Here is a 19,068-nt window from a genome sequence, read left to right on the forward strand (position 1 = left end):
CGAGCCGGGTGCCCTACGGGGTGTCGTCGCCGGCCGTGGCGGCGAGCTCCGGCCGGCCGGCCGCCTCGACGATCTGCCGCAGTCCTTCGGTGAGTTGGTCCGCGTCGGGCGCGCTCTTCTGGTCGAACGTCCACTGCGCGATGAGTCCGGTGATGAGCGTCATGTAGATGCCGCCCAGCGTGTCAGCGGTCTCGTCGGAGACCTCGTTCTCGGGCACGTCCATGATGATCGCGACCATCCCGCGCCCGCCCTCGCGCTGGGCCCGCACCAGGTGGTCGCGGACCTCGGGCATCTGGTCGCCCATCGACATGACCTCCATGCCGAGCCGCCACATCGAGCCGGGCAGGCTCATGGTGGCGACGATGTTGGCGAAGACCGCCCTGAACCGCTCCAGGGAACCGGGGGCACCCCCGATCCGCGCGTCCTCCCCGCCCTCGAACGCGTCGGAGGTCTGCTCCACGAGCGCGAGATACGCCTGTGCCAGCAGCGCGTCCTTCGAGCCGTAGTGGTAGCCGATCGAGGCCAGGTTGGTCCCCGACTCCTTCACGATGTCGCGCGCGGTCGTGCGCGCGAACCCCTTCTCCAGCAGGCAGCGCTTGGCGCCTTCGAGCAGATCCTCACGGTGTCCCATACCCCCACCCTACCGCCGATCCATACATGCGTCCTAGACGGATGATTTACACGGACGTACTACACAGCTGTCCTACACGAACGTCCTACACGTTTGTTCTAGACAAGCGTTTAATACGTGTGTACATTCACTCTCATGACGAACTCGACGAGCACCACCCCGACCTCCCGGGCAGGGCGCCGGGAATGGACCGCGCTCGGTGTCCTGATGCTGCCGCTGCTGCTGGTCTCCATGGACGTCTCGGTCCTGTACTTCGCGATCCCCTCGATCAGCGCCGACCTGCGGCCCAGCGGCACCCAGCAGCTCTGGATCTTCGACATCTACGCCTTCGTCCTGGCCGGCCTGCTGATGACGATGGGCTCGCTCGGCGACCGCATCGGCCGCCGCAAGCTGCTGCTGATCGGCGCCGCCGCCTTCGGCACCGCCTCCCTCGTCGCGGCCTACGCCAACAGCGCCGAGACCCTCATCGCGGCCCGAGCGGTCCTCGGCATCGGCGGCGCGACCCTGATGCCCTCGACGATGGCGCTGCTGCGCACGATGTTCACCGACCCCGGCCAGCGCGCGAAGGCGATCGGTCTCTGGTCCGGCGTGATGACCGCCGGCATCGCCCTCGGCTCCGTGCTCAGCGGTGTGCTCGTCCAGTACTTCTGGTGGGGCTCGGTCTTCCTGGTCAACCTGCCCGCGATGGCCCTGCTGCTGGTCCTCGGCCCGTTCCTGCTCCCCGAGTCCAGGAACCCCGCGCCCGGCCGCTTCGACTGGCTGAGCGTCCCGCTCTCCCTGGCCGCCGTCCTGCCGGTGATCTACGGCCTCAAGGAGATCCCCTCCGACGGCTGGCACGTCCAGTACGTCGTCTCGATCGCCGTCGGTCTGGTCTTCGCCGTCCTCTTCGTCCGCCGCCAGCGCACCGCCGAGTCGCCGATGATCTCCCCGGAGCTGTTCCGCGGCCGTGGCTTCGCCCCCTCCGTGGCGCTCAACCTCGTCTCCGCCTTCGGCATGATGGGCTCGGCCTTCTTCACCACGCAGTACCTTCAGTCGGTGCTCGACAAGAGCGCGATGGACGCGGCCCTGTGGTCGCTGCTCCCCTCGGTGCCGATCGGCATGGCGGCCCCGCTGGCGACCTCCCTCGTCCAGAGGGGCGTCAACCGCGCCTACGTCGTCACCGCCGGCTTCGCCCTCGCCGCCGCCGGCTACGGCATGCTCGCCCTGGTCGGTCCCGACGCGCTCTGGCTGATCCTGGCCGCGAGCGGGGTCCTGGCCTCCGGGATCGTCATGGTGATGTCGCAGATCATGGACCTCGCGATGAGCACCGCCCCGGTCGAGAAGGCGGGCGTCGCGTCCTCACTGATGGAGACCGGCGCGGAGTTCGGCGGCGCGCTGGGCATGGCCGTCCTCGGCTCCATCGGTACGGCCGTCTACCGCCACGACATGCCCGCCTCGGCCCCGGCCGCGGCGCACGAGACCCTCGGCGGCGCCCTCGCCGTCGCCGCGAAGCTGCCCGGCCACACCGGCGACGCCCTGGCGACCGCGGCCCGGGAGGCCTTCACCAACGGCATGCACGGAGCGGCGGTCGCCGGCGCGGTCCTGCTCCTGGGGGCGGCGTTCGCGGCGGCCAGGACCCTGCGCGGGATCCACGTACCCACCCAGGAGAGCCCGGCGGAGGAGTCCGGCCGGGAGCGGCAGCCGGAGCGGGTCGCCGCCTGAGCCGCCCCGTGGAGAACGCGGGGAGAACGCGGTGATACGCCCCAGAACACGGGAGAACGCGAACGCCGGACGGGCCGAGGATTTCCTCGGCCCGTCCGGCGTTCGCCCCAATGGGGCCCGCGTCAGACCAGGTTGACCGAGCGCGAGGAGGTCGCGCCGATCTCCTCGGCCACCTCCGCCAGCACGCCCGCGGTCACCGTGTCGTCGACCGTCAGGACCGCCAGCGCCTCGCCGCCGGCGACCGCACGCGACACCTGCATGCCGGCGATGTTGATGCCCGCCTCGCCGAAGACCCGGCCCACGGTGCCGACGACGCCCGGACGGTCCTCGTAGCGCAGGACGACCATGTGGTCGGCGAGCGCGAGGTCCACGTCGTAGTCGCCGACCGCGACGATCTTCTGCACGTTCTTCGGGCCGGCCAGCGTGCCGGAGACCGCGACCTCCTCGCCGTCGGAGAGGGTGCCGCGCACGGTGACGACGTTGCGGTGGTCCGCCGACTCCGAGCTGGTCGTCAGACGCACCTCGACCCCGCGCTCCTGCGCGAAGAGCGGCGCGTTGACGTAGGACACGGTCTCGTCGACGACGTCCTCGAACACGCCCTTGAGCGCGGAGAGTTCGAGCACCTTCACATCGTGCTGGGTGATCTCGCCGTACACCTCGACGTCGAGGCGGACCGCGACCTCGCCCGCGAGCGCGGTGAAGATGCGGCCGAGCTTCTCGGCGAGCGGCAGGCCCGGCTTGACGTCCTCGGCGATGACCCCGCCCTGCACGTTGACCGCGTCGGGCACGAGTTCGCCGGCGAGCGCGAGCCGCACCGACCTGGCGACGGCGATGCCCGCCTTCTCCTGCGCCTCGTCGGTCGACGCGCCGAGGTGCGGGGTGGAGACGACCTGGTCGAACTCGAAGAGCGGGGAGTCCGTGCAGGGCTCCTTCGCGTACACGTCGAGGCCGGCGCCGGCCACGCGGCCCTCCTTGAGCGCCGAGTACAGCGCCTCCTCGTCGACGATCCCGCCGCGCGCGGCGTTGACGATCCGCACGGTCGGCTTGACCTTGCGCAGCGCCTCGTCGCCGATGAGACCGAGCGTCTCGGGCGTCTTCGGCAGGTGCACGGTGATGAAGTCGGAGACTTCGAGGAGTTCGTCGAGGGAGAGCACCCTGACGCCCATCTGGGCGGCGCGCGCGGGCTGCACGTAGGGGTCGTAGGCGACGACCTTCATGCCGAAGCCGGACATGCGCTGGGCGACCAGCGCGCCGATGCGGCCGAGGCCGACGACGCCGAGGGTCTTCTCGGCGAGTTCGACGCCGGTGTACTTGCTCCGCTTCCACTCGCCGTTCTTCAGCGCGGCATTGGCCTGCGGGATGTGCCGGGCGGTGGCGAGGAGGAGACCGCAGGCCAGTTCGGCGGCGGTGACGATGTTGGAGGTGGGCGCGTTGACGACCATCACGCCGGCCTTGGTGGCGGCGGAGACGTCGACGTTGTCGAGGCCGACGCCGGCTCGTGCGACGACCTTCAGCTTCCGCGCCGCGGCGATGGCCTCGGCGTCGACCTTGGTCGCCGAACGGATCAGGATCGCGTCCACGTCGGCGATGGCGGGCAGCAGCTCGGCCCGGTCGGCGCCGTTGCAGTGCCTGATCTCGAAGTCCGGGCCGAGGGCGTCCACAGTCGCGGGCGACAGCTCTTCAGCGATGAGTACGACAGGTTTCGAGCTCACGTGAGTCCTCACAGTTCCAATGCGTGCGGACGGCCGTCCCGACGGCCGCAGGCGTGGAGGGTGCTAGCCGCGTGGAAGACGCACGACGCTGTGGGCCTGACGCGTATGTAGTACGGCAGTGTAGTGGCGCCCCGTCGGTCGTCCTCCGCCTCCGCGGAAGGATCACCCGTCCGTGGCCGGACGGGCTGGACGACCCTCGGTTGGCGGGTGTCGCCCGGGTTCGCCGAAGGGGCCGGAGCGGCTCGCTCCGGCCCCTTCGGGCACAAGGCCTACGCCTCGTCGTCCACCCACGACATGAGCTTGCGCAGCTCCTTGCCGGTGGTCTCCAGGAGGCTCTTCTCGTCCTGGCTCTTGTACTCGTTGTACTTCTTCAGGCCGCCGTGGTACTCGGCCATCCAGTTCTTGGCGAACGTGCCGTCCTGGATCTCCGCGAGGACCTGCTTCATCTCGGCCTTGGTGGCGTCGGTGATGATCCGCGGGCCGGTGATGTAGTCGCCCCACTCGGCGGTCTCGGAGACGGACCAGCGCATCTTCTCCAGGCCGCCCTCGTACATGAGGTCGACGATCAGCTTCAGCTCGTGGAGGCACTCGAAGTAGGCGATCTCCGGCTGGTAGCCGGCCTCGGTCAGCGTCTCGAAGCCCGCCTTGACCAGCGCCGCGGTGCCACCGCACAGGACGGCCTGCTCGCCGAAGAGGTCGGTCTCGGTCTCCTCGGTGAAGGTCGTCTTGATGACGCCGGCACGGGTGCCGCCGATGCCCTTCGCGTACGACAGGGCGAGCTCGAAGCCGTTGCCGGTCGCGTCCTGCTCGACGGCCGCGATACACGGAACGCCGCGGCCCTCCTCGTACTGGCGGCGCACCAGGTGGCCCGGGCCCTTGGGGGCGACCATGCAGACGTCGATGCCGGCCGGCGGCTTGATGAAGCCGTAGCGGATGTTCAGGCCGTGCCCGAAGAAGAGCGCGTCGCCGTCCTTCAGGTTGTCCTTGATGGACTCCTCGTAGACCTGCGCCTGGATCGGGTCCGGCACCAGGATCATGATGACGTCGGCCTCGGTGGCGGCCTCGGCGGGCGTCACCACGCGCAGGCCCTGCTCCTCGGCCTTCGCCTTGGACTTGGAGCCCTCGTGGAGACCGACCCGGACGTCGACGCCCGAGTCACGCAGCGACAGCGCGTGGGCGTGGCCCTGGCTGCCGTAGCCGATGACCGCGACCTTGCGGCCCTGGATGATGGACAGGTCTGCGTCGGCGTCGTAGAACAGCTCGGCCACTATGGGTTCTCTCCTTGGTGTGCAGGTGTCGCGTCCCACCGTATGACGGTGGAGGGAAGGGAGGTTTCGGGGTCTCGGAATGCGGGCGTCACGCGGAGCGGTCGAGGGCGCGCAGCGACCGGTCGGTGATCGAGCGCGCGCCGCGGCCGATGGCGATCGTGCCGGACTGGACCAGCTCCTTGATGCCGTACGGCTCCAGCATCTTGAGCATGGCGGTCAGCTTGTCGCTGCTGCCCGTGGCCTCGACGGTGACGGCCTCCGGGGAGACGTCGACCGTCTTGGCGCGGAACAGCTGGACGATCTCGACGATCTGGGAGCGCGTCTCGTTGTCGGCGCGCACCTTCACCAGAACGAGTTCGCGCTGAACGGCCGCTCCGGCCTCCAGCTCCACGATCTTCAGCACGTTGACGAGCTTGTTGAGCTGCTTGGTGACCTGTTCGAGGGGGAGCGCCTCGATCACGTTGACGACGATGGTGATGCGGGAGATGTCGGGGTGCTCGGTGACGCCGACGGCGAGCGAGTCGATGTTGAAGCCGCGCCGGGAGAACAGGGCGGTGATCCGGGCGAGGACGCCGGGCTTGTTCTCCACCAGGACGGAGAGCGTGTGCTTGGACATTTCTCTTTCGTCTCTCTCGCTCAGTCGTCTTCGTTGTCGCCGAAGTCGGGGCGGACGTCCCGGGCGAACATGACCTCGTCGTTGGAGGTGCCGGCGGCGACCATGGGCCACACCATCGCGTCCTCGTGGACGATGAAGTCGATCACGACGGGGCGGTCGTTGATCGAGTTCGCCTCCTCGATGACCTTGTCGAGGTCGTCGGCGGACTCGCAGCGGATCGCGTAACAGCCCATCGCCTCCGACAGTTTGACGAAGTCGGGGACGCGGGTGCCGGCGCTGGGCTGCTTGCCGTCCGCGCCGGGGCCGCTGTGCAGCACGGTGTTGGAGTACCGCTGGTTGTAGAAGAGGGTCTGCCACTGGCGGACCATGCCGAGGGCGCCGTTGTTGATGATGGCGACCTTGATCGGGATGTTGTTGAGGGCGCAGGTGGTGAGTTCCTGGTTGGTCATCTGGAAGCAGCCGTCGCCGTCGATCGCCCAGACCGTACGGTCCGGGACGCCGGCCTTGGCGCCCATCGCGGCCGGGACCGCGTACCCCATGGTTCCGGCGCCGCCGGAGTTCAGCCAGGTCGCGGGCTGCTCGTACTGGATGAAGTGGGCGGCCCACATCTGGTGCTGGCCGACGCCGGCCGTGAAGATCGTTCCCTCCGGGGCGAGTTGGCCGATGCGCTCGATGACCTGCTGCGGGGAGAGCGAGCCGTCGGCCGGCTGGTCGTAGCCGAGCGGGTACGTCTCGCGCCACCGGCTCAGCTCCTTCCACCAGGCGGTGCAGTCGCCCCGGTGGCCCTCGCTGTGCTCCTTCTGCACGGCCTGGACCAGGTCGGCGATGACCTCGCGGGCGTCACCGACGATCGGCACGTCGGCCTCGCGGTTCTTGCCGATCTCGGCCGGGTCGATGTCCGCGTGGACGATCTTGGCGTACGGCGCGAAGCTGTCGAGCTTGCCGGTGACGCGGTCGTCGAAGCGGGCGCCGAGGGCGACGATCAGGTCGGCCTTCTGCAGCGCGGTGACGGCGGCCACGGAGCCGTGCATGCCCGGCATGCCCAGGTGGAGGTCGTGGGTGTCGGGGAACGCGCCGAGCGCCATCAGGGTGGTGGTGACGGGCGCCCCGGTCAGCTCCGCGAGGACCTTCAGCTCCGCGGTGGCATGCGCCTTGAGGACGCCACCGCCGACGTAGAGGACGGGCCGCTTGGCGGAGGTGATCAGCTTGGCGGCCTCGCGGATCTGCTTGGCGTGCGGCTTGGTCACCGGCCGGTAGCCGGGCAGGTCCATGACCGGCGGCCAGGAGAAGGTCGTCTTCGCCTGGAGGGCGTCCTTGGCGATGTCGACCAGGACCGGGCCCGGACGTCCGGTGGAGGCGATGTGGAACGCCTGCGCGATGGTGCGCGGGATGTCCTCGGCCTTGGTGACGAGGAAGTTGTGCTTGGTGACGGGCATCGTGATGCCGACGATGTCCGCCTCCTGGAAGGCGTCCGTGCCGATCGCCTTCGCGGCGACCTGGCCGGTGATCGCGACCATCGCCACGGAGTCCATGTGGGCGTCGGCGATCGGCGTGACCAGGTTGGTGGCGCCGGGGCCCGAAGTGGCCATGCAGACACCGACCTTGCCGGTGGCCTGCGCGTAGCCGGTGGCCGCGTGGCCGGCTCCCTGCTCGTGCCGGACCAGGACGTGGCGCACCCGTTGGGAGTCCATCAGCGGGTCATAGGCGGGGAGGATCGCGCCGCCGGGAATGCCGAATACCGTGTCGGCCCCGACTTCTTCGAGAGAGCGGATGAGGGACTGCGCGCCCGTGACGTGCTCGGGGGCGGACTGCTGTCCTCCGGATCGGGGCCGCGGCTGCGGATGGGCCCCGGTGGCCTGCTCGGTCATCGTCAGTCTCTTCTCGATGCTGAGGGTTTTTGCGAGGTTCGTACGGTGTTCTGCCGTTGACCGGCAGGTGTCTGTGCAACAAAAAACCCCTCGTGCCGTGAGGCAAGCGAGGGGAGCGCGCCGGGTGCGGTCGCTGGGAGTTCCGGGTCCGTCCGGATGTCACCAGCTTCAGCCGACGCGCTGTCCAAGTACGAGAATTCGGGTGCGCATGGCATTGACCCTCCCCCCGGCACGCCTCGACTGTCAAGTGGGTGGGACGGGAGTCTCATTATGTGAGCGAAGGGCCGTTCCACCGCCCAGAACGGCGGCCACCCCACTGGTGTACACCCCCGCGCTCCGTTCCATCACCCGTTCCCCTCCCCCGCCCGCGAAGACGGGCTCGGCCGGGCCGCGCGGCACCGGATAGTGGGCCCGCGCCAGCGCCCGGCGCAGCCGGTGCTCCTCCAGCGGTCCGGAGAAGGCCATGCCCTGTCCGTGGGTACAGCCCATCGCGCGCAGGGCGACCACCTGTTCCGGCAGGTCCACCCCGTCGGCCACGGAGTGCAGCCCGAGGTCTCCGGCGATCCGCAGCAGCCCGCTGGTGATCTTGTGCAGCCGCGCGGACTCGACGACGCCCTCGACCAGGCCGCGGTCGAGTTTCAGTACGTCCACCGGGAGCCGGCGCAGCGCGGTGATCGCCGCGTAGCCGCTGCCGAAGCCGTCCAGCGCGATCCGGACGCCGAGCCGCCGCAGCGCGTTGAGCCGCCGCTCCAACTCGTCCAGGGAGACCCGGGGATCGGTGTCGGAGAGCTCGATCACCAGCGACCCGGAGGGCAGGCCGTGCCGGGTGAGCAGCGCCTCGACGGAGCCCAGCGGCATCGAGCGGTCCAGCAGCCGCCGGGCGCTCATCCGTACGGCCACCGGCACGGCGAGTCCGGTCGCGGCCCGCTCCGCCGCCTGCCGCACGGCCTCCTCCAGCATCCAGCGGCCGAGTTCGGCCGTCCGGTCGCTGTCCTCGGCCACCCGCAGGAACTCGGCGGGTGTGAAGAGGACGCCCTGCGAGGAGCGCCAGCGTGCCTGCGCGGAGACCGACGCGATCCGGCCGTCCGCCAGGGAGACCACGGGCTGGTGCAGCAGCGCGAACTCGCCGTCGTGCAGCGCCGCCCGCAGCCGCGTGGCCAGCTCCGCCTTCCGTACGACGTCCTGCTGCATCTGCGGGGCGTACAGCTCGACCCGGCCCTTGCCGGCGCCCTTGGCGCGGTACATCGCGAGGTCCGCGTTGCGCAGCAGTTCGCCGGCGCCGAGGCCGGGTTCGGCGAAGGCGACGCCGATGGAGGCGGCGACGCGGACATCGTTGCCGTCGATGAGGTAGGGCTGGGACAGGGTGACTCTCAGGCGGTCGGCGAGGTCCATGATGTGCCGCTCGCGGGCGGCGCGGTCCCGGGTGCCGTCGCCGACGATCAGGGCCGCGAACTCGTCGCCGCCGAGCCGGGAGGCGGTGTCGCCGTAGCGGACCGCGTCGTGGAGCCGGCGGGCGGCCTGGATGAGGAGTTCGTCGCCGGCCTGGTGGCCGATCGTGTCGTTGACCCCCTTGAAGCCGTCGAGGTCGATGAAGAGGACGGCGGTGCCCCGGTCGGTGGAGCGGCGGCCGGAGAGCGCCTGCTGGACGCGTCTGGTGAACAGGGCGCGGTTGGGCAGGTCGGTGAGCGGGTCGTGTTCCGCGTTGTGCTGCAACTGGGCCTGGAGGCGCACCCGTTCGGTCACGTCCCGGCTGTTGAAGATCAGGCCGCCGTGGTGGCGGTTGACGGTGGACTCGACGTTGAGCCAGCTTCCGCCGCTCTCGGCCTCGCCGGAGCGGGAGGTGCCCCCGTCGCCGGAGCGGAAGCGGCACTCGATGCGGGTGGTGGGTTCCTCCGCGGGGCTGGCGGCGAGGAAGCGGCGCACTTCGTGCACCACGCAGCCCAGGTCCTCCGGGTGGATGAGCGAGGCGAGTTCGGTCCCGACGAGTTCGTCCGCCGGGCGGCCGTAGACGCCGGCGGCGGCCGGGGAGACGTAGCGCAGGATGCCGTTCGGCGCGGCGATCATGATGACGTCGCTGGAGCCCTGGACCAGGGAGCGGAAGTGGTTCTCCTTCTGGGCCAGTTCCTGGGTGAGGGTGATGTTGTCGAGCAGCATGATGCCCTGGCGCACGACGAGGGCGAGCACCACGCAGCCGGCGGTGATCAGTACCACGCGGTCGACGCTGTGGCCGTTGAGCACGTTGTACAGGACGCCCAGCGTGCAGACGGCCGCGGCGAGGTACGGGGTGAGCGCGGCCAGCGAGCCGGCGATCGGCCGGGTGACCGGGTACCGGATGTGGTCGGCGCCCGGCACGGGTGCGGGGTGCGGGCCGCCGGACCGTCCGCCGGGCACGTGCTCGTGGACCACGCGGGTGTGCCCGGTCTCCTCCCCCTGCGGGTACCGGGGGGCCGCCCAGGGGGCGTACGCCAGGAGCAGCGAGCCGGCGAACCAGCCCGCGTCGAGCAACTGCCCCGAGTGGTACCGGTTGTGCAGCAGCGGCGAGGTGAACAGGGCGTCGCACATCACGGTCAGGGCGAGCGCGCCGATCGCGGTGTTCACCGCGGCGCGGTTCACCGGCGAGCGGCGGAAGTGCAGCGCCAGCACCATGCTCACGAGGGCGATGTCCAGCAGCGGGTACGCCAGCGACAGGGCGGTGTGCGCGACGCTGGGCCCGTCGAACCTGGCCGCCTGGGCGAGCGCGAGGCTCCACGAGATGGTGAGCAGGGAGCCGCCGATCAGCCAGGCGTCGAGGGCGAGACAGACCCAACCGGCCTTGGTGACCGGCCGTTTGGCGAGGACGAGGAGGCCCACGATGGCGGGCGGGGCGAAGCAGAGGAAGAACAGGTCGGCGCAGCTGGGGCTGGGCACGGCGCGGTGCAGCACCACCTCGTACCAGCCCCACACCGCGTTGCCCAGGGCGGCCATCGCGGACGAGAGCGAGAAGAGCAGCCAGGCCGGCCGGAAGCGGATACGGCGGCTGCGCGCGTAGAGGAAGCACGAGACGGCGGCGCTGCCGGCCGCGGCGCTCAGGCCGAAGTCGCCCATGATCCGGGCGAGTTGGGCCGAGCCCCAGTCGAGCGCGGAACCGACGGCGTATCCCGCGCAGACCAGGGCCAGGGCCAGTTGCTGCACCGTGCTTCCCGCACTGCCGGGAGCCGGCGTGCGGGGCAGCCGCGCTCCGGGCGCGGGCTGCGGTCGCAGCGCTCCGTCAAGGGTGGTCGTGGGCGACGGCGGCGCGGTCACCGGACCCTCCTGGCGCTTACCGCTCCGGGGTCCCTCGGGTCCCGGGGCGCCGGATGCGCGTGCTGGTGGCGGCCGCTGTGCCCGTGGTGGTGATGGTGGTGACTGTTGTGCGAGCCGTGTGCGCCGTGACAGCCGTGACTCGCGTGGTGGCCGCGCCGGTGCGCGGCAGTGCGCCAGGGTCGCCGTCGGCGGCCCCGCCGCGTCGGATCGCCCGTCCATAGACCGTGCATCGCCCGTCGCCCCCCTCACACACTGAGATTCCGTCCCCGGCGCCGAACGGTGCGCGGCGCAGCCCCTGTCGGGACGATACACCAGTCTCGTCACTCAGGGACATAGTTCCTCTACGCTCCGTAACGGACGATGGTGCCGCAAGTACGCGCCGCTTCCAGGGGGTTGCGGAAAGCCTCGGAAGTGGAGGCTGAGCGCCCGGCCCTCGCGGACTACCTCACCGTCTCGCCCGTAGTAAGGATCACGTTGCGCAACGGCCTCCGGTTCACGAAACGGTCCAACTGGTCGACGATCAGACGTTTGGCGCGCGGCAGGAAAGCCGAAGTGGGCCCTCCGACGTGCGGAGAGATGAGCACGCCCGGCGCCTGCCACAACGGGTGGCCCGGGGGCAGCGGTTCGGGGTCGGTGACGTCCAGGGCGGCGGTGATCCGGCCGCTCCCCACCTCGGCGAGGAGCGCCTCGGTGTCGACGACCGGCCCGCGGGCCACGTTGACCAGCAGCGCGCCGTCCTTCATGCGGGCCAGGAACGCGGCGTCGACCAGATGCCGGGTGGTCTCGGTGAGGGGCGTGGAGAGGATGACGACGTCCGCCTCCGGGAGAAGCGCCGGGAGGTCGGCGAGCGGGTGCACGGGGCCGCGCTCCGTGGTGCGCGCGGAGCGCGCGACGCGCGCCACCCGCGCGACCTCGAACCCGGTGAGCCGGTCCTCGATGGCGGAGCCGATGGCTCCGTAGCCGACGATCAGGACGGAACGGTCGGCGAGGGCGGGCCGGAAACCGCCGAGCCACTCCTGCCTGTCCTGCGCCCGCACGAAGTCGGGGACACCGCGCAGTGAGGCCAGGACCAGCGTCAGGGCGAGTTCGCCGGTGCTCGCCTCGTGCACCCCGCGCGCATTGCACAACCGCACCCCGGGACGCAGGTACTTGAGGCCCGGCTGCACGTGGTCGACGCCGGCCGACAGCGTCTGTACGACCTGGACCGCGCGCATCCCGGGCAGGGGCCGCAGGCCGGTCTCACCGGACTTCATGTACGGCACGACGTAGAGCGCGCACTCGGCCGGATCCGCCGGGAACTCCTCGCCCCCGTCCCAGAACCGGTAGGCGGGCCCCTCGGGGAGCCCCTCGATCTGGTCCGGCGGGATGGGCAGCCACACGTCAGAAGTCATGGTCAGGAGGCTATGTCAGGGCGATGCGCGCGCAGAGGTTAGGTTGGGTGCCGGGAGAGGAAGGGTCGCGAGCAGGTGGAGTGCAGGACGATCGGCGCGGGGGCACTCGCGATGGGGGCCGTCGGACTCGGCTGTATGCCGATGAACTGGGCCTACAGCGGCTCCCGGCAGCGGGGCGACGAGTCGCTGAGAGCCGTGCACCGGGCACTCGACCAGGGGCCGACGCTTCTGGACACCGCCGACATGTACGGCCCGTTCACCAACGAGCTGCTGTTGGGGCGGGTGTTGAGGGAGCGGCGGCGGGACGCGTTCGTGTCGACCAAGGTCGGCCTGCTCGTGGGCGAGCAGCACATCGTGGCCAACGGCCGCCCCGGGTACGTGAGAAGAGCGTGCGACGCCTCGCTGCGCCGGCTCCAGACGGATGTGATCGACCTCTACCAGTTGCACCGCGCCGACCCCGAGGTCCCGGTCGAGGAGACCTGGGGCGCCATGGCCGATCTCGTACGGGCGGGAAAGGTAAGGGCGTTGGGGCTCTGCGCGGTGGGTGCTCGCTCCGGACGGCGGCCGGGAGCGCGGCTCCATGACGGAACGATCCGCCAACTGGCGCGCGTACAGCAGGTGTTCCCGGTGAGCGCGGTGGAGGCCGAGCTGTCGGTGTGGTCACCGGAGGCGCTGGAGGCGCTGCTGCCGTGGTGTGCGGCGCGCGGGGTGGGGTTCCTCGCGGCGATGCCGCTCGGCAACGGTTTCCTGACCGGCACGCTGACTCCCGGCGAGGGGTTCGAACCGGACGACGTACGGGCCCGGCATCCCCGTTTCACGGCCGAGATGATGGCGGCGAACCAACCGATCGTGGTCGGGCTGCGCCGGGTGGCCGAGCGGCACGGCGAGCGGGTGACGGCCGCCCAGGTGGCGCTGGCATGGGTGCTGGCGCAGGGGCGGCAGGTGGTGGCGGTGCCGGGCGCCAAGCACGAGCGGTGGGTGGCCGAGAACGCGGGGGCGGCGGCGCTGCGGCTGACGCCGGAGGATCTCGCGGAGATCGCGGAGCTGCCGGCGGCGCTGGGGTCGTGGGACTGACGGCTCGATCGTGCGTCGGAGTGCGGTGACCGGGAACCCGGGCGGCGCGGGCGGTGTATGACAGGAAGAAGCCGCCGCGTCGAAGGGACCCCGATCGTGCGACATCGAGCCGTGCCGGCCGTACTGGCCGCCTCTGCCCTCCTGCTGACGGCCGCCTGCTCCGCCGGCGGCGGAGGCGGACCGGGCGCGGCCCCTTCGTCCGTCCCGTCGTCCGGTGGTACGGCGACGGCTGCGGCCCCCTCCACTCGGGCGACCGAACAGGCCCCGCCGGCCAAGGGCACGGTGAAGGTGGTGCGCACGCTCGCCGAGGGCCTGAAGACCCCCTGGGCGCTCGCCCCGCTGCCCGGGGGCGACCTGCTCGTCTCCTCCCGCGACGACGGGACGATCACCCGGGTGGCCGGGAAGACCGGCGGGAAGACGGTGCTCGGCACGGTCTCCGGGGTCTCCCCGGCCGGCGAGGGCGGCCTGCTGGGCATCGCGCTCTCCCCGGGGTACGCCTCGGACCACATGATCTACGCGTACTTCACCTCAGCCTCCGACAACCGCATCGTGCGACTGCTCTACGACGCGAAGAAGCCCGCCGGTGAGCAGCTCGGCGCCCCGGACACCGTCTTCAAGGGCATCCCCAAGGGCTTCATCCACAACGGCGGGCGGATCGCGTTCGGCCCGGACGGGATGCTGTACGCGGGCACCGGTGAGAGCGGACAGCGAGGGCTCGCGCAGGACAGGAAGTCGCTGGGCGGCAAGATCCTGCGGCTGACCCCGGAGGGCGACCCGGCCCCGGGCAATCCCTTCCCGGGCTCACCGGTGTACAGCTACGGCCACCGCAATGTGCAGGGTCTCGCCTGGGACCCGCAACAGCGGCTCTACGCCTCGGAGTTCGGACAGGACACCTGGGACGAACTGAACGCGATCAAGCCGGGCGCCGACTACGGCTGGCCGGTGGTCGAGGGCAGGTCCGGCGATCCGAAGTACCAGAACCCGATCGCCCAGTGGCACACGGACGACGCCTCCCCCAGCGGTCTCGCCTACGTGCGGGGTTCGCTGTGGATGGCGGGGCTGAAGGGGACACGGCTGTGGCGTGTCCCGCTGAAGGGCACGGAGGCGGCGGCGGCCCCGCAGTCCTTCCTCAAGGGAACGTACGGCCGGCTGCGCGCGGTCGTCCCGGCGGGCGACGACAGGCTGTGGGTCACCACCAGCAACACGGACGGGCGGGGCACGCCTAAGCCGGGGGACGACCGGATTCTGGAGCTGGAGGTGTCGTAGCGGCGGAGGGGTTGTCGTCGTGGGCGGCCGGGTCCTCCGGATCACCGTCAGGGCGGCCGGGACGACCGTCCGGGCCGCCCGGGTGGCTTGAGCCGCCCGCTTGACCCGGTTCGTCCGCTTGGTCCGAGCCGTTCGCTTGGTCCGAGCCGTCTGCGTCGTCCGCGTGGTCCGCGTGGTCCGGGTCGTTCGGATGGCCGGCCCCGTCCTCCAGGCGTACGACGACCCGGCCGGACTCCAGGTCTATCGGTCCGCGGCCGGAATCACCGTCCCCGACGTCGACCCGGGTCAGCGCGAGCCGGTTCGCCTCGTCCTGGGTGTGCTTGCGGCCCGGCGCGAACAGCTCCTCGAACATGTTGAACACGGTGCCTCCCCGTTGCCCGTTCCCTCCACCGTACGTCTCATCCCGCCGGACGGGCGATGAGCGGGTCGGGCGGGAAGAGCCCCAGCCGGTGCGCGACGGCCGCGGCCTCCCCTCGTCCCGAGACGCCGAGCTTGCCCAGGATGTTCGAGACGTGGACGCTGGCCGTCTTCGGGGAGATGAAGAGTTCCTCCGCGATCTGCCGGTTGGTGCGGCCGGCCGAGACCAGGCGCAGCACGTCCCGTTCCCTGCTGGTGAGGCCGAGGGCCGCCACCGGGTCGGTGGCCGCCGGTGCCCGCGCGGGAACCCGGGCGAGGGCCAGTCGGGCGCGCTGGGCGAGCCGCGCGACGGACGCGGTGAGCGGGCGGGCGCCGAGGTGGCCGGCGACGGCACCGGCCAGCCGGAGCAGGTCGGTGGCGCGGTCGCGTTCGTCGTCGCCGCCGTCGGGGTCGGCGAGGAGGGCCTCGGCGAGGCGGTGCCGGACGCGGGCGAGGTCGTAGGGGCGGTCGAGGGGTTCGAAGGCGGTGACCACCTCGGACCAGTCCTCCGGGCGGGCGCACCCCTCGGCGTGCCGGAGTTCGGCGCGGACCCAGCGTTCGTGGGCGCGCCAGACGGGGACGTTGGCGGCCAGGCGGCCGGCGGCCTCGCGGAGGCGTCGGAGCGCCTCCGGCCGGCCCGGCGCGGCGGCGGGCACTCCGGGGGCACGGGCCTCCACCTCGGCGGCGGTGCGCAGCAGGGGCCAGGCGTCGCGCTGGGCGCCCGGCGGGAGGCCGGCGCGCAGGACGCCTTCGAGTTCGGCGCGGGCATCGTCCAGGCGGCCCTCGGCGCCTGCGATGCCGATCGCGATGCCCACGAGGGGCAGCAGATGCTGGGGGCTGTCGTCATGGGTGCCGAAGTGCTTCCGCGCCGCCGCGAGTTGGCGTGCCGCTTCGGGCAGATTGCCTCGGGCGAGGGCGAGTTCGGCGCGGAGGCGGGCGTGGAAGCCGCGGGGCTGGGCGCTCAGGCCGACCCGCTCGGCCTGGGTCGCGGCCTCGGCCGCCTCGTCCCAACGGCCCAGCGTGTAAAGGGACTCGGCGAGGTTGCCCCAGATCCAGGCCTCCTTGTCGAGGAGCCCGTACCGGCGGGTGAAGGCGATGCCCGCCTCCAGGACCGGTACCGCCTCGCGGGAGCGGCCGATCGATTCGAGCGCGGACGGCAGGTTGACGTAGCTGCGGCTGGCGACGGAGGAGAGGCCGTCGTGGACCGTCCGCTTGTTGATCTCGACCATCTCGGCGAGTCCGGCCTCGACGTCACCGGACTCGATCATCAGGCCGCCCAGGGTGAGGCGGCCGTCCATCTCGATCTCGTGGGCGCCCACCATCCGCGCGTACTCGACCGCGCGCTCGGCGGCCGTGTAGGCCTCCGGTCCCGGCACATGGACCATGGACCAGTTGGCGACGCTGACCAGCACCTCGGCGTGCACCTCGGAGGGCGGCAGACCGCGTACGAGCTCCTGGGCGGTGGCCAGTTCGGGCCAGCCGTCGCCGCGGGCCTGGGCCCGGACCAGACGGGAGCGCTGGACCCAGAACCAGGCGGCGCGCAGCGGATCGCCCTCGTCCTCCAGGAGCCGCAGGGCCCGCTTGATGATCTTCAGGGCGCGCTCGCGCTCCCCGCAGAGCCGGCCCGCGACGGCGGCCTCGGCCATCAGGTCGAGGTAGCGCAGCGGCGCGGCCTCGGGCTCGCAGCCGGCGGCGGTCCCGCCGCGCCGTTCGGAGAGCGGCGGCGGGTAGGCCTCGACGCAGTCGGCGGGCCGCAGTTGGCCGCGTACGGTCTCGGGGGCCGCGTCCCACAGCTCCATCGCCCGCTCCAGGAACCGGAGTTGCTCCGAGTGGGCGTGCCGGCGGCGGGCCGCGACGGAGGCGTCGAGGACGGCGGGCAGCGCCTTGGCGGGGTCGTGGGCGTGGTACCAGTAGGTGGCCAGCCGCATGACGCGTTCGCCGGCGGGGACGAGCGTGGGGTCGGCCTCCAGGGCTTCGGCGTAACGGCGGTTGAGGCGGGAGCGCTCGCCGGGCAGCAGGTCGTCGCTGACGGCCTCGCGGACCAGGGAGTGGCGGAAGCGGTAGCCGTCGCCCCCGGGCGCGGGCATCAGGATGTTGGCGCCCACGGCGGCCCGCAGCGCCTCGATGAGGTCGTCCTCGGAGAGCCGGGCCACGGCGGCGAGCAGCGGGTGCTCGACGGTGGAGCCGCCCTCGGCGACGATCCGGGTGACCCGCTGGGCGCTCTCGGGCAGTGACTCCACGCGGACCAGGAGCAGATCGCGCAGCGAGTCGGTGAGGCCGGTGCGGCAGCCCTCGTGGGCGGCGACGGCGAGTTCCTCGACGAAGAAGGCGTTGCCGTCGGAGCGTTCGAAGATCTGGTCCACCTGGGCGGCGGGCGGTTCGGCGGCGAGGATGCCGGCGATCTGGCGGCTCACCTCGTCCCGGTTGAAACGGGCCAGCTCGATCCGGCGGACGGTGCGCAGCCGGTCCAGCTCGGCGAGCAACGGCCGCAGGGGGTGGCGGCGGTGGATGTCGTCGGCGCGGTAGGTGGCCAGGACGAGGAGGCGGCCGGTGCGCAGCGTACGGAAGAGGTAGGTGAGGAGGTGGCGGGTGGAGGCGTCCGCCCAGTGCAGGTCCTCCAGGGCGACGACCACCGTGCGGTGGGCGGCGGCGCGCTCCAGGAGACGGGCGGTGAGCTCGAAGAGGCGGGCCAGGCCCTCCTCGTCGGGCCGGCCGTGGCCCCGGGCGGCGGGCGCCTCGCCGAGCTCGGGCAGCAGCCGGGCCAGCTCCTCCTCCTGTCCCGACGCGGCGGCGGCCAGTTCGGCGGGGAGTTGGCGGCGCAGGGCGCGCAGGGCGGTGGAGAACGGCGCGAACGGCAGTCCGTCGGCGCCGATCTCGACACAGCCGCCGAGGGCGACGACGGCGCCCTGACGGCAGGCGGCGGTGGCGAACTCCTCCACGAGCCGGGTCTTGCCGACGCCGGCCTCACCGCCGAGCAGCAACGCCTGCGGCTCGCCCGCGGCAGCGCGGGCGAGCGCGTCGTTCAGTGTGTCCAGTTCGTCGGCGCGGCCGACGAAGACGGGACTGACGGACCGGGTTTCCACGGGTGCGAGCATCGCACGCGGGTCTGACAATCCGGCACCGGTTTTCGCCGCCCCGCCCTGCGCACGACCCCGCCCGGCAGACTTACCGGCCACGGACATCATCCTCGGCCGACCTCCAACTGTTTTGGCGCAGCCGGGAGTTCGGCGCTCGGCCGGCCCTCGGGGCAGCACTTCCGAGGCCGCGGATCCCGGGCCGGGGGCCTCGCGGGCGGGCACCGCCCGGTCCGACGCTCGCGGGCCGGGCGCCCCTCGGCCGGACGGTTGCGGGCCGGGCGCCCCTCGGTCCGACGGTCGCGGGCCGGAGGCAGCCGGGCCGGGTGTCGTCAGGGCGGGAGTCGTCGGGGCGGGCACGTCACGGGCGTCTCGTCGCCCCCCGGCGTTCACCACGCGCGGGCGAACCTGGGGCGGCGGGGGCGGTCGGTGTGCGGGTCCTCCTCGGCGGCTCGTAGGGCCTCGTCGCGGCGGGCGGCGCGGCGGCCTTGGACGGCCTCGCGGGCCAGCCGCTCGTCGGCGGCCCGACGGCGCAGTTCGGCGGAACGGATCTGGTGGAGTTCGTACTCGTACATGACGGAGTCCCTCGGCGGAGTGCGGTTTCTGGCCTCGCTCGGTGCGATGCCACGACCTTCGTCTCCCAGGGGGGTCCGCCACATCGGGAGAGTTCCGCATCTTGCGGGACCGGACGGGCCTCAGACGTGCGTAAGGGGTCCCGGGCCGCTCCGTAAGCATGCTTACGGAGCGGCGGGGTGTGCTGCGCGGGGCGCGGGGGCGGACGCGGGGACC

At 72.0% G+C, this 19,068-nt stretch carries 13 protein-coding genes; 3 read left to right on the top strand and 10 right to left on the bottom strand.

Annotated elements, in window-relative coordinates:
- Positions 1-13: 13 nt before the first annotated feature.
- The gene (locus ABZT12_RS34675; RefSeq protein ID WP_356392284.1) at positions 14-631 is read right to left on the bottom strand and encodes a TetR/AcrR family transcriptional regulator; all 618 of its coding nucleotides are present in this window, start codon (positions 629-631) and stop codon (positions 14-16) included.
- A 135-nt stretch (positions 632-766) separates the two neighbouring features.
- On the opposite strand from ABZT12_RS34675, the gene ABZT12_RS34680 reads away from it, so the two are divergent.
- Positions 767-2,332, top strand: coding sequence for an MFS transporter (locus ABZT12_RS34680; RefSeq protein WP_356392287.1), 1,566 nt, complete (start codon positions 767-769; stop codon positions 2,330-2,332).
- Between the two features lie 122 nt (positions 2,333-2,454).
- On the opposite strand, the gene serA is transcribed toward ABZT12_RS34680, so the two are convergent.
- From serA to ABZT12_RS34710, 6 genes are all read right to left on the bottom strand, one after another.
- The gene (gene serA, locus ABZT12_RS34685) at positions 2,455-4,044 is read right to left on the bottom strand and encodes a phosphoglycerate dehydrogenase (protein ID WP_356392290.1); all 1,590 of its coding nucleotides are present in this window, start codon (positions 4,042-4,044) and stop codon (positions 2,455-2,457) included.
- Between the two features lie 269 nt (positions 4,045-4,313).
- On the bottom strand, positions 4,314-5,312 hold the full coding sequence (gene ilvC / locus ABZT12_RS34690; protein ID WP_356392293.1) for a ketol-acid reductoisomerase: 999 nt from the start codon (positions 5,310-5,312) through the stop codon (positions 4,314-4,316).
- An 88-nt stretch (positions 5,313-5,400) separates the two neighbouring features.
- The gene (gene ilvN / locus ABZT12_RS34695; protein WP_356392296.1) at positions 5,401-5,928 is read right to left on the bottom strand and encodes an acetolactate synthase small subunit; all 528 of its coding nucleotides are present in this window, start codon (positions 5,926-5,928) and stop codon (positions 5,401-5,403) included.
- 20 nt (positions 5,929-5,948) lie between these two features.
- Positions 5,949-7,796 carry an acetolactate synthase large subunit gene (locus ABZT12_RS34700; RefSeq protein WP_356392300.1) on the bottom strand — a complete coding sequence of 616 codons (1,848 nt, stop codon included), beginning with the start codon at positions 7,794-7,796 and terminating at the stop codon, positions 5,949-5,951.
- 243 nt (positions 7,797-8,039) lie between these two features.
- A complete protein-coding gene (locus tag ABZT12_RS34705; RefSeq protein WP_356392303.1) occupies positions 8,040-11,078 on the bottom strand; it encodes an EAL domain-containing protein in 3,039 nt (1,012 codons plus the stop codon).
- A 440-nt stretch (positions 11,079-11,518) separates the two neighbouring features.
- Positions 11,519-12,469, bottom strand: coding sequence for a 2-hydroxyacid dehydrogenase (locus ABZT12_RS34710; protein ID WP_356392306.1), 951 nt, complete (start codon positions 12,467-12,469; stop codon positions 11,519-11,521).
- A 75-nt stretch (positions 12,470-12,544) separates the two neighbouring features.
- Between ABZT12_RS34710 and ABZT12_RS34715 the strand changes: the two genes are divergently transcribed.
- The gene (locus ABZT12_RS34715; protein ID WP_356392309.1) at positions 12,545-13,543 is read left to right on the top strand and encodes an aldo/keto reductase; all 999 of its coding nucleotides are present in this window, start codon (positions 12,545-12,547) and stop codon (positions 13,541-13,543) included.
- 57 nt (positions 13,544-13,600) lie between these two features.
- Entirely contained in the window at positions 13,601-14,809 is a 1,209-nt protein-coding gene (locus tag ABZT12_RS34720; protein WP_356392312.1) for a PQQ-dependent sugar dehydrogenase, read from the top strand.
- Here the strand turns inward: ABZT12_RS34720 and ABZT12_RS34725 are convergent.
- The 3 genes from ABZT12_RS34725 to ABZT12_RS34735 all read right to left on the bottom strand — a co-directional run bounded on the left by ABZT12_RS34725 (position 14,766) and on the right by ABZT12_RS34735 (position 18,854).
- Positions 14,766-15,161 carry a DUF6191 domain-containing protein gene (locus tag ABZT12_RS34725; RefSeq protein WP_356392323.1) on the bottom strand — a complete coding sequence of 132 codons (396 nt, stop codon included), beginning with the start codon at positions 15,159-15,161 and terminating at the stop codon, positions 14,766-14,768. The two genes, ABZT12_RS34720 and ABZT12_RS34725, sit on opposite strands and share 44 nt — an antisense overlap.
- Positions 15,162-15,207: 46 nt before the next feature.
- Positions 15,208-18,300 carry an AAA family ATPase gene (locus ABZT12_RS34730; RefSeq protein WP_356392315.1) on the bottom strand — a complete coding sequence of 1,031 codons (3,093 nt, stop codon included), beginning with the start codon at positions 18,298-18,300 and terminating at the stop codon, positions 15,208-15,210.
- Between the two features lie 368 nt (positions 18,301-18,668).
- Positions 18,669-18,854, bottom strand: a complete 186-nt coding sequence (locus ABZT12_RS34735; protein ID WP_356392318.1) for a hypothetical protein — start codon at positions 18,852-18,854, stop codon at positions 18,669-18,671.
- Between the last annotated feature and the right edge of the window lie 214 nt (positions 18,855-19,068).

The sequence above is a fragment of the Streptomyces sp. NPDC005423 genome (assembly GCF_040606415.1).
Taxonomy (GTDB): domain Bacteria; phylum Actinomycetota; class Actinomycetes; order Streptomycetales; family Streptomycetaceae; genus Streptomyces.

Excerpts from the sequence above, each read along its gene's own strand:
- ilvN (WP_356392296.1), bottom strand. The coding sequence starts at position 5,928 with ATGTCCAAGCACACGCTCTCCGTCCTGGTGGAGAACAAGCCCGGCGTC.
- ABZT12_RS34710 (WP_356392306.1), bottom strand. The coding sequence starts at position 12,469 with ATGACTTCTGACGTGTGGCTGCCCATCCCGCCGGACCAGATCGAGGGG.
- ABZT12_RS34730 (WP_356392315.1), bottom strand. The coding sequence starts at position 18,300 with ATGCTCGCACCCGTGGAAACCCGGTCCGTCAGTCCCGTCTTCGTCGGC.
- ABZT12_RS34725 (WP_356392323.1), bottom strand. The coding sequence starts at position 15,161 with ATGTTCGAGGAGCTGTTCGCGCCGGGCCGCAAGCACACCCAGGACGAG.
- ABZT12_RS34735 (WP_356392318.1), bottom strand. The coding sequence starts at position 18,854 with ATGTACGAGTACGAACTCCACCAGATCCGTTCCGCCGAACTGCGCCGT.
- ABZT12_RS34700 (WP_356392300.1), bottom strand. The coding sequence starts at position 7,796 with ATGACCGAGCAGGCCACCGGGGCCCATCCGCAGCCGCGGCCCCGATCC.
- ABZT12_RS34720 (WP_356392312.1), top strand. The coding sequence starts at position 13,601 with ATGACAGGAAGAAGCCGCCGCGTCGAAGGGACCCCGATCGTGCGACAT.
- ABZT12_RS34680 (WP_356392287.1), top strand. The coding sequence starts at position 767 with ATGACGAACTCGACGAGCACCACCCCGACCTCCCGGGCAGGGCGCCGG.
- ABZT12_RS34675 (WP_356392284.1), bottom strand. The coding sequence starts at position 631 with ATGGGACACCGTGAGGATCTGCTCGAAGGCGCCAAGCGCTGCCTGCTG.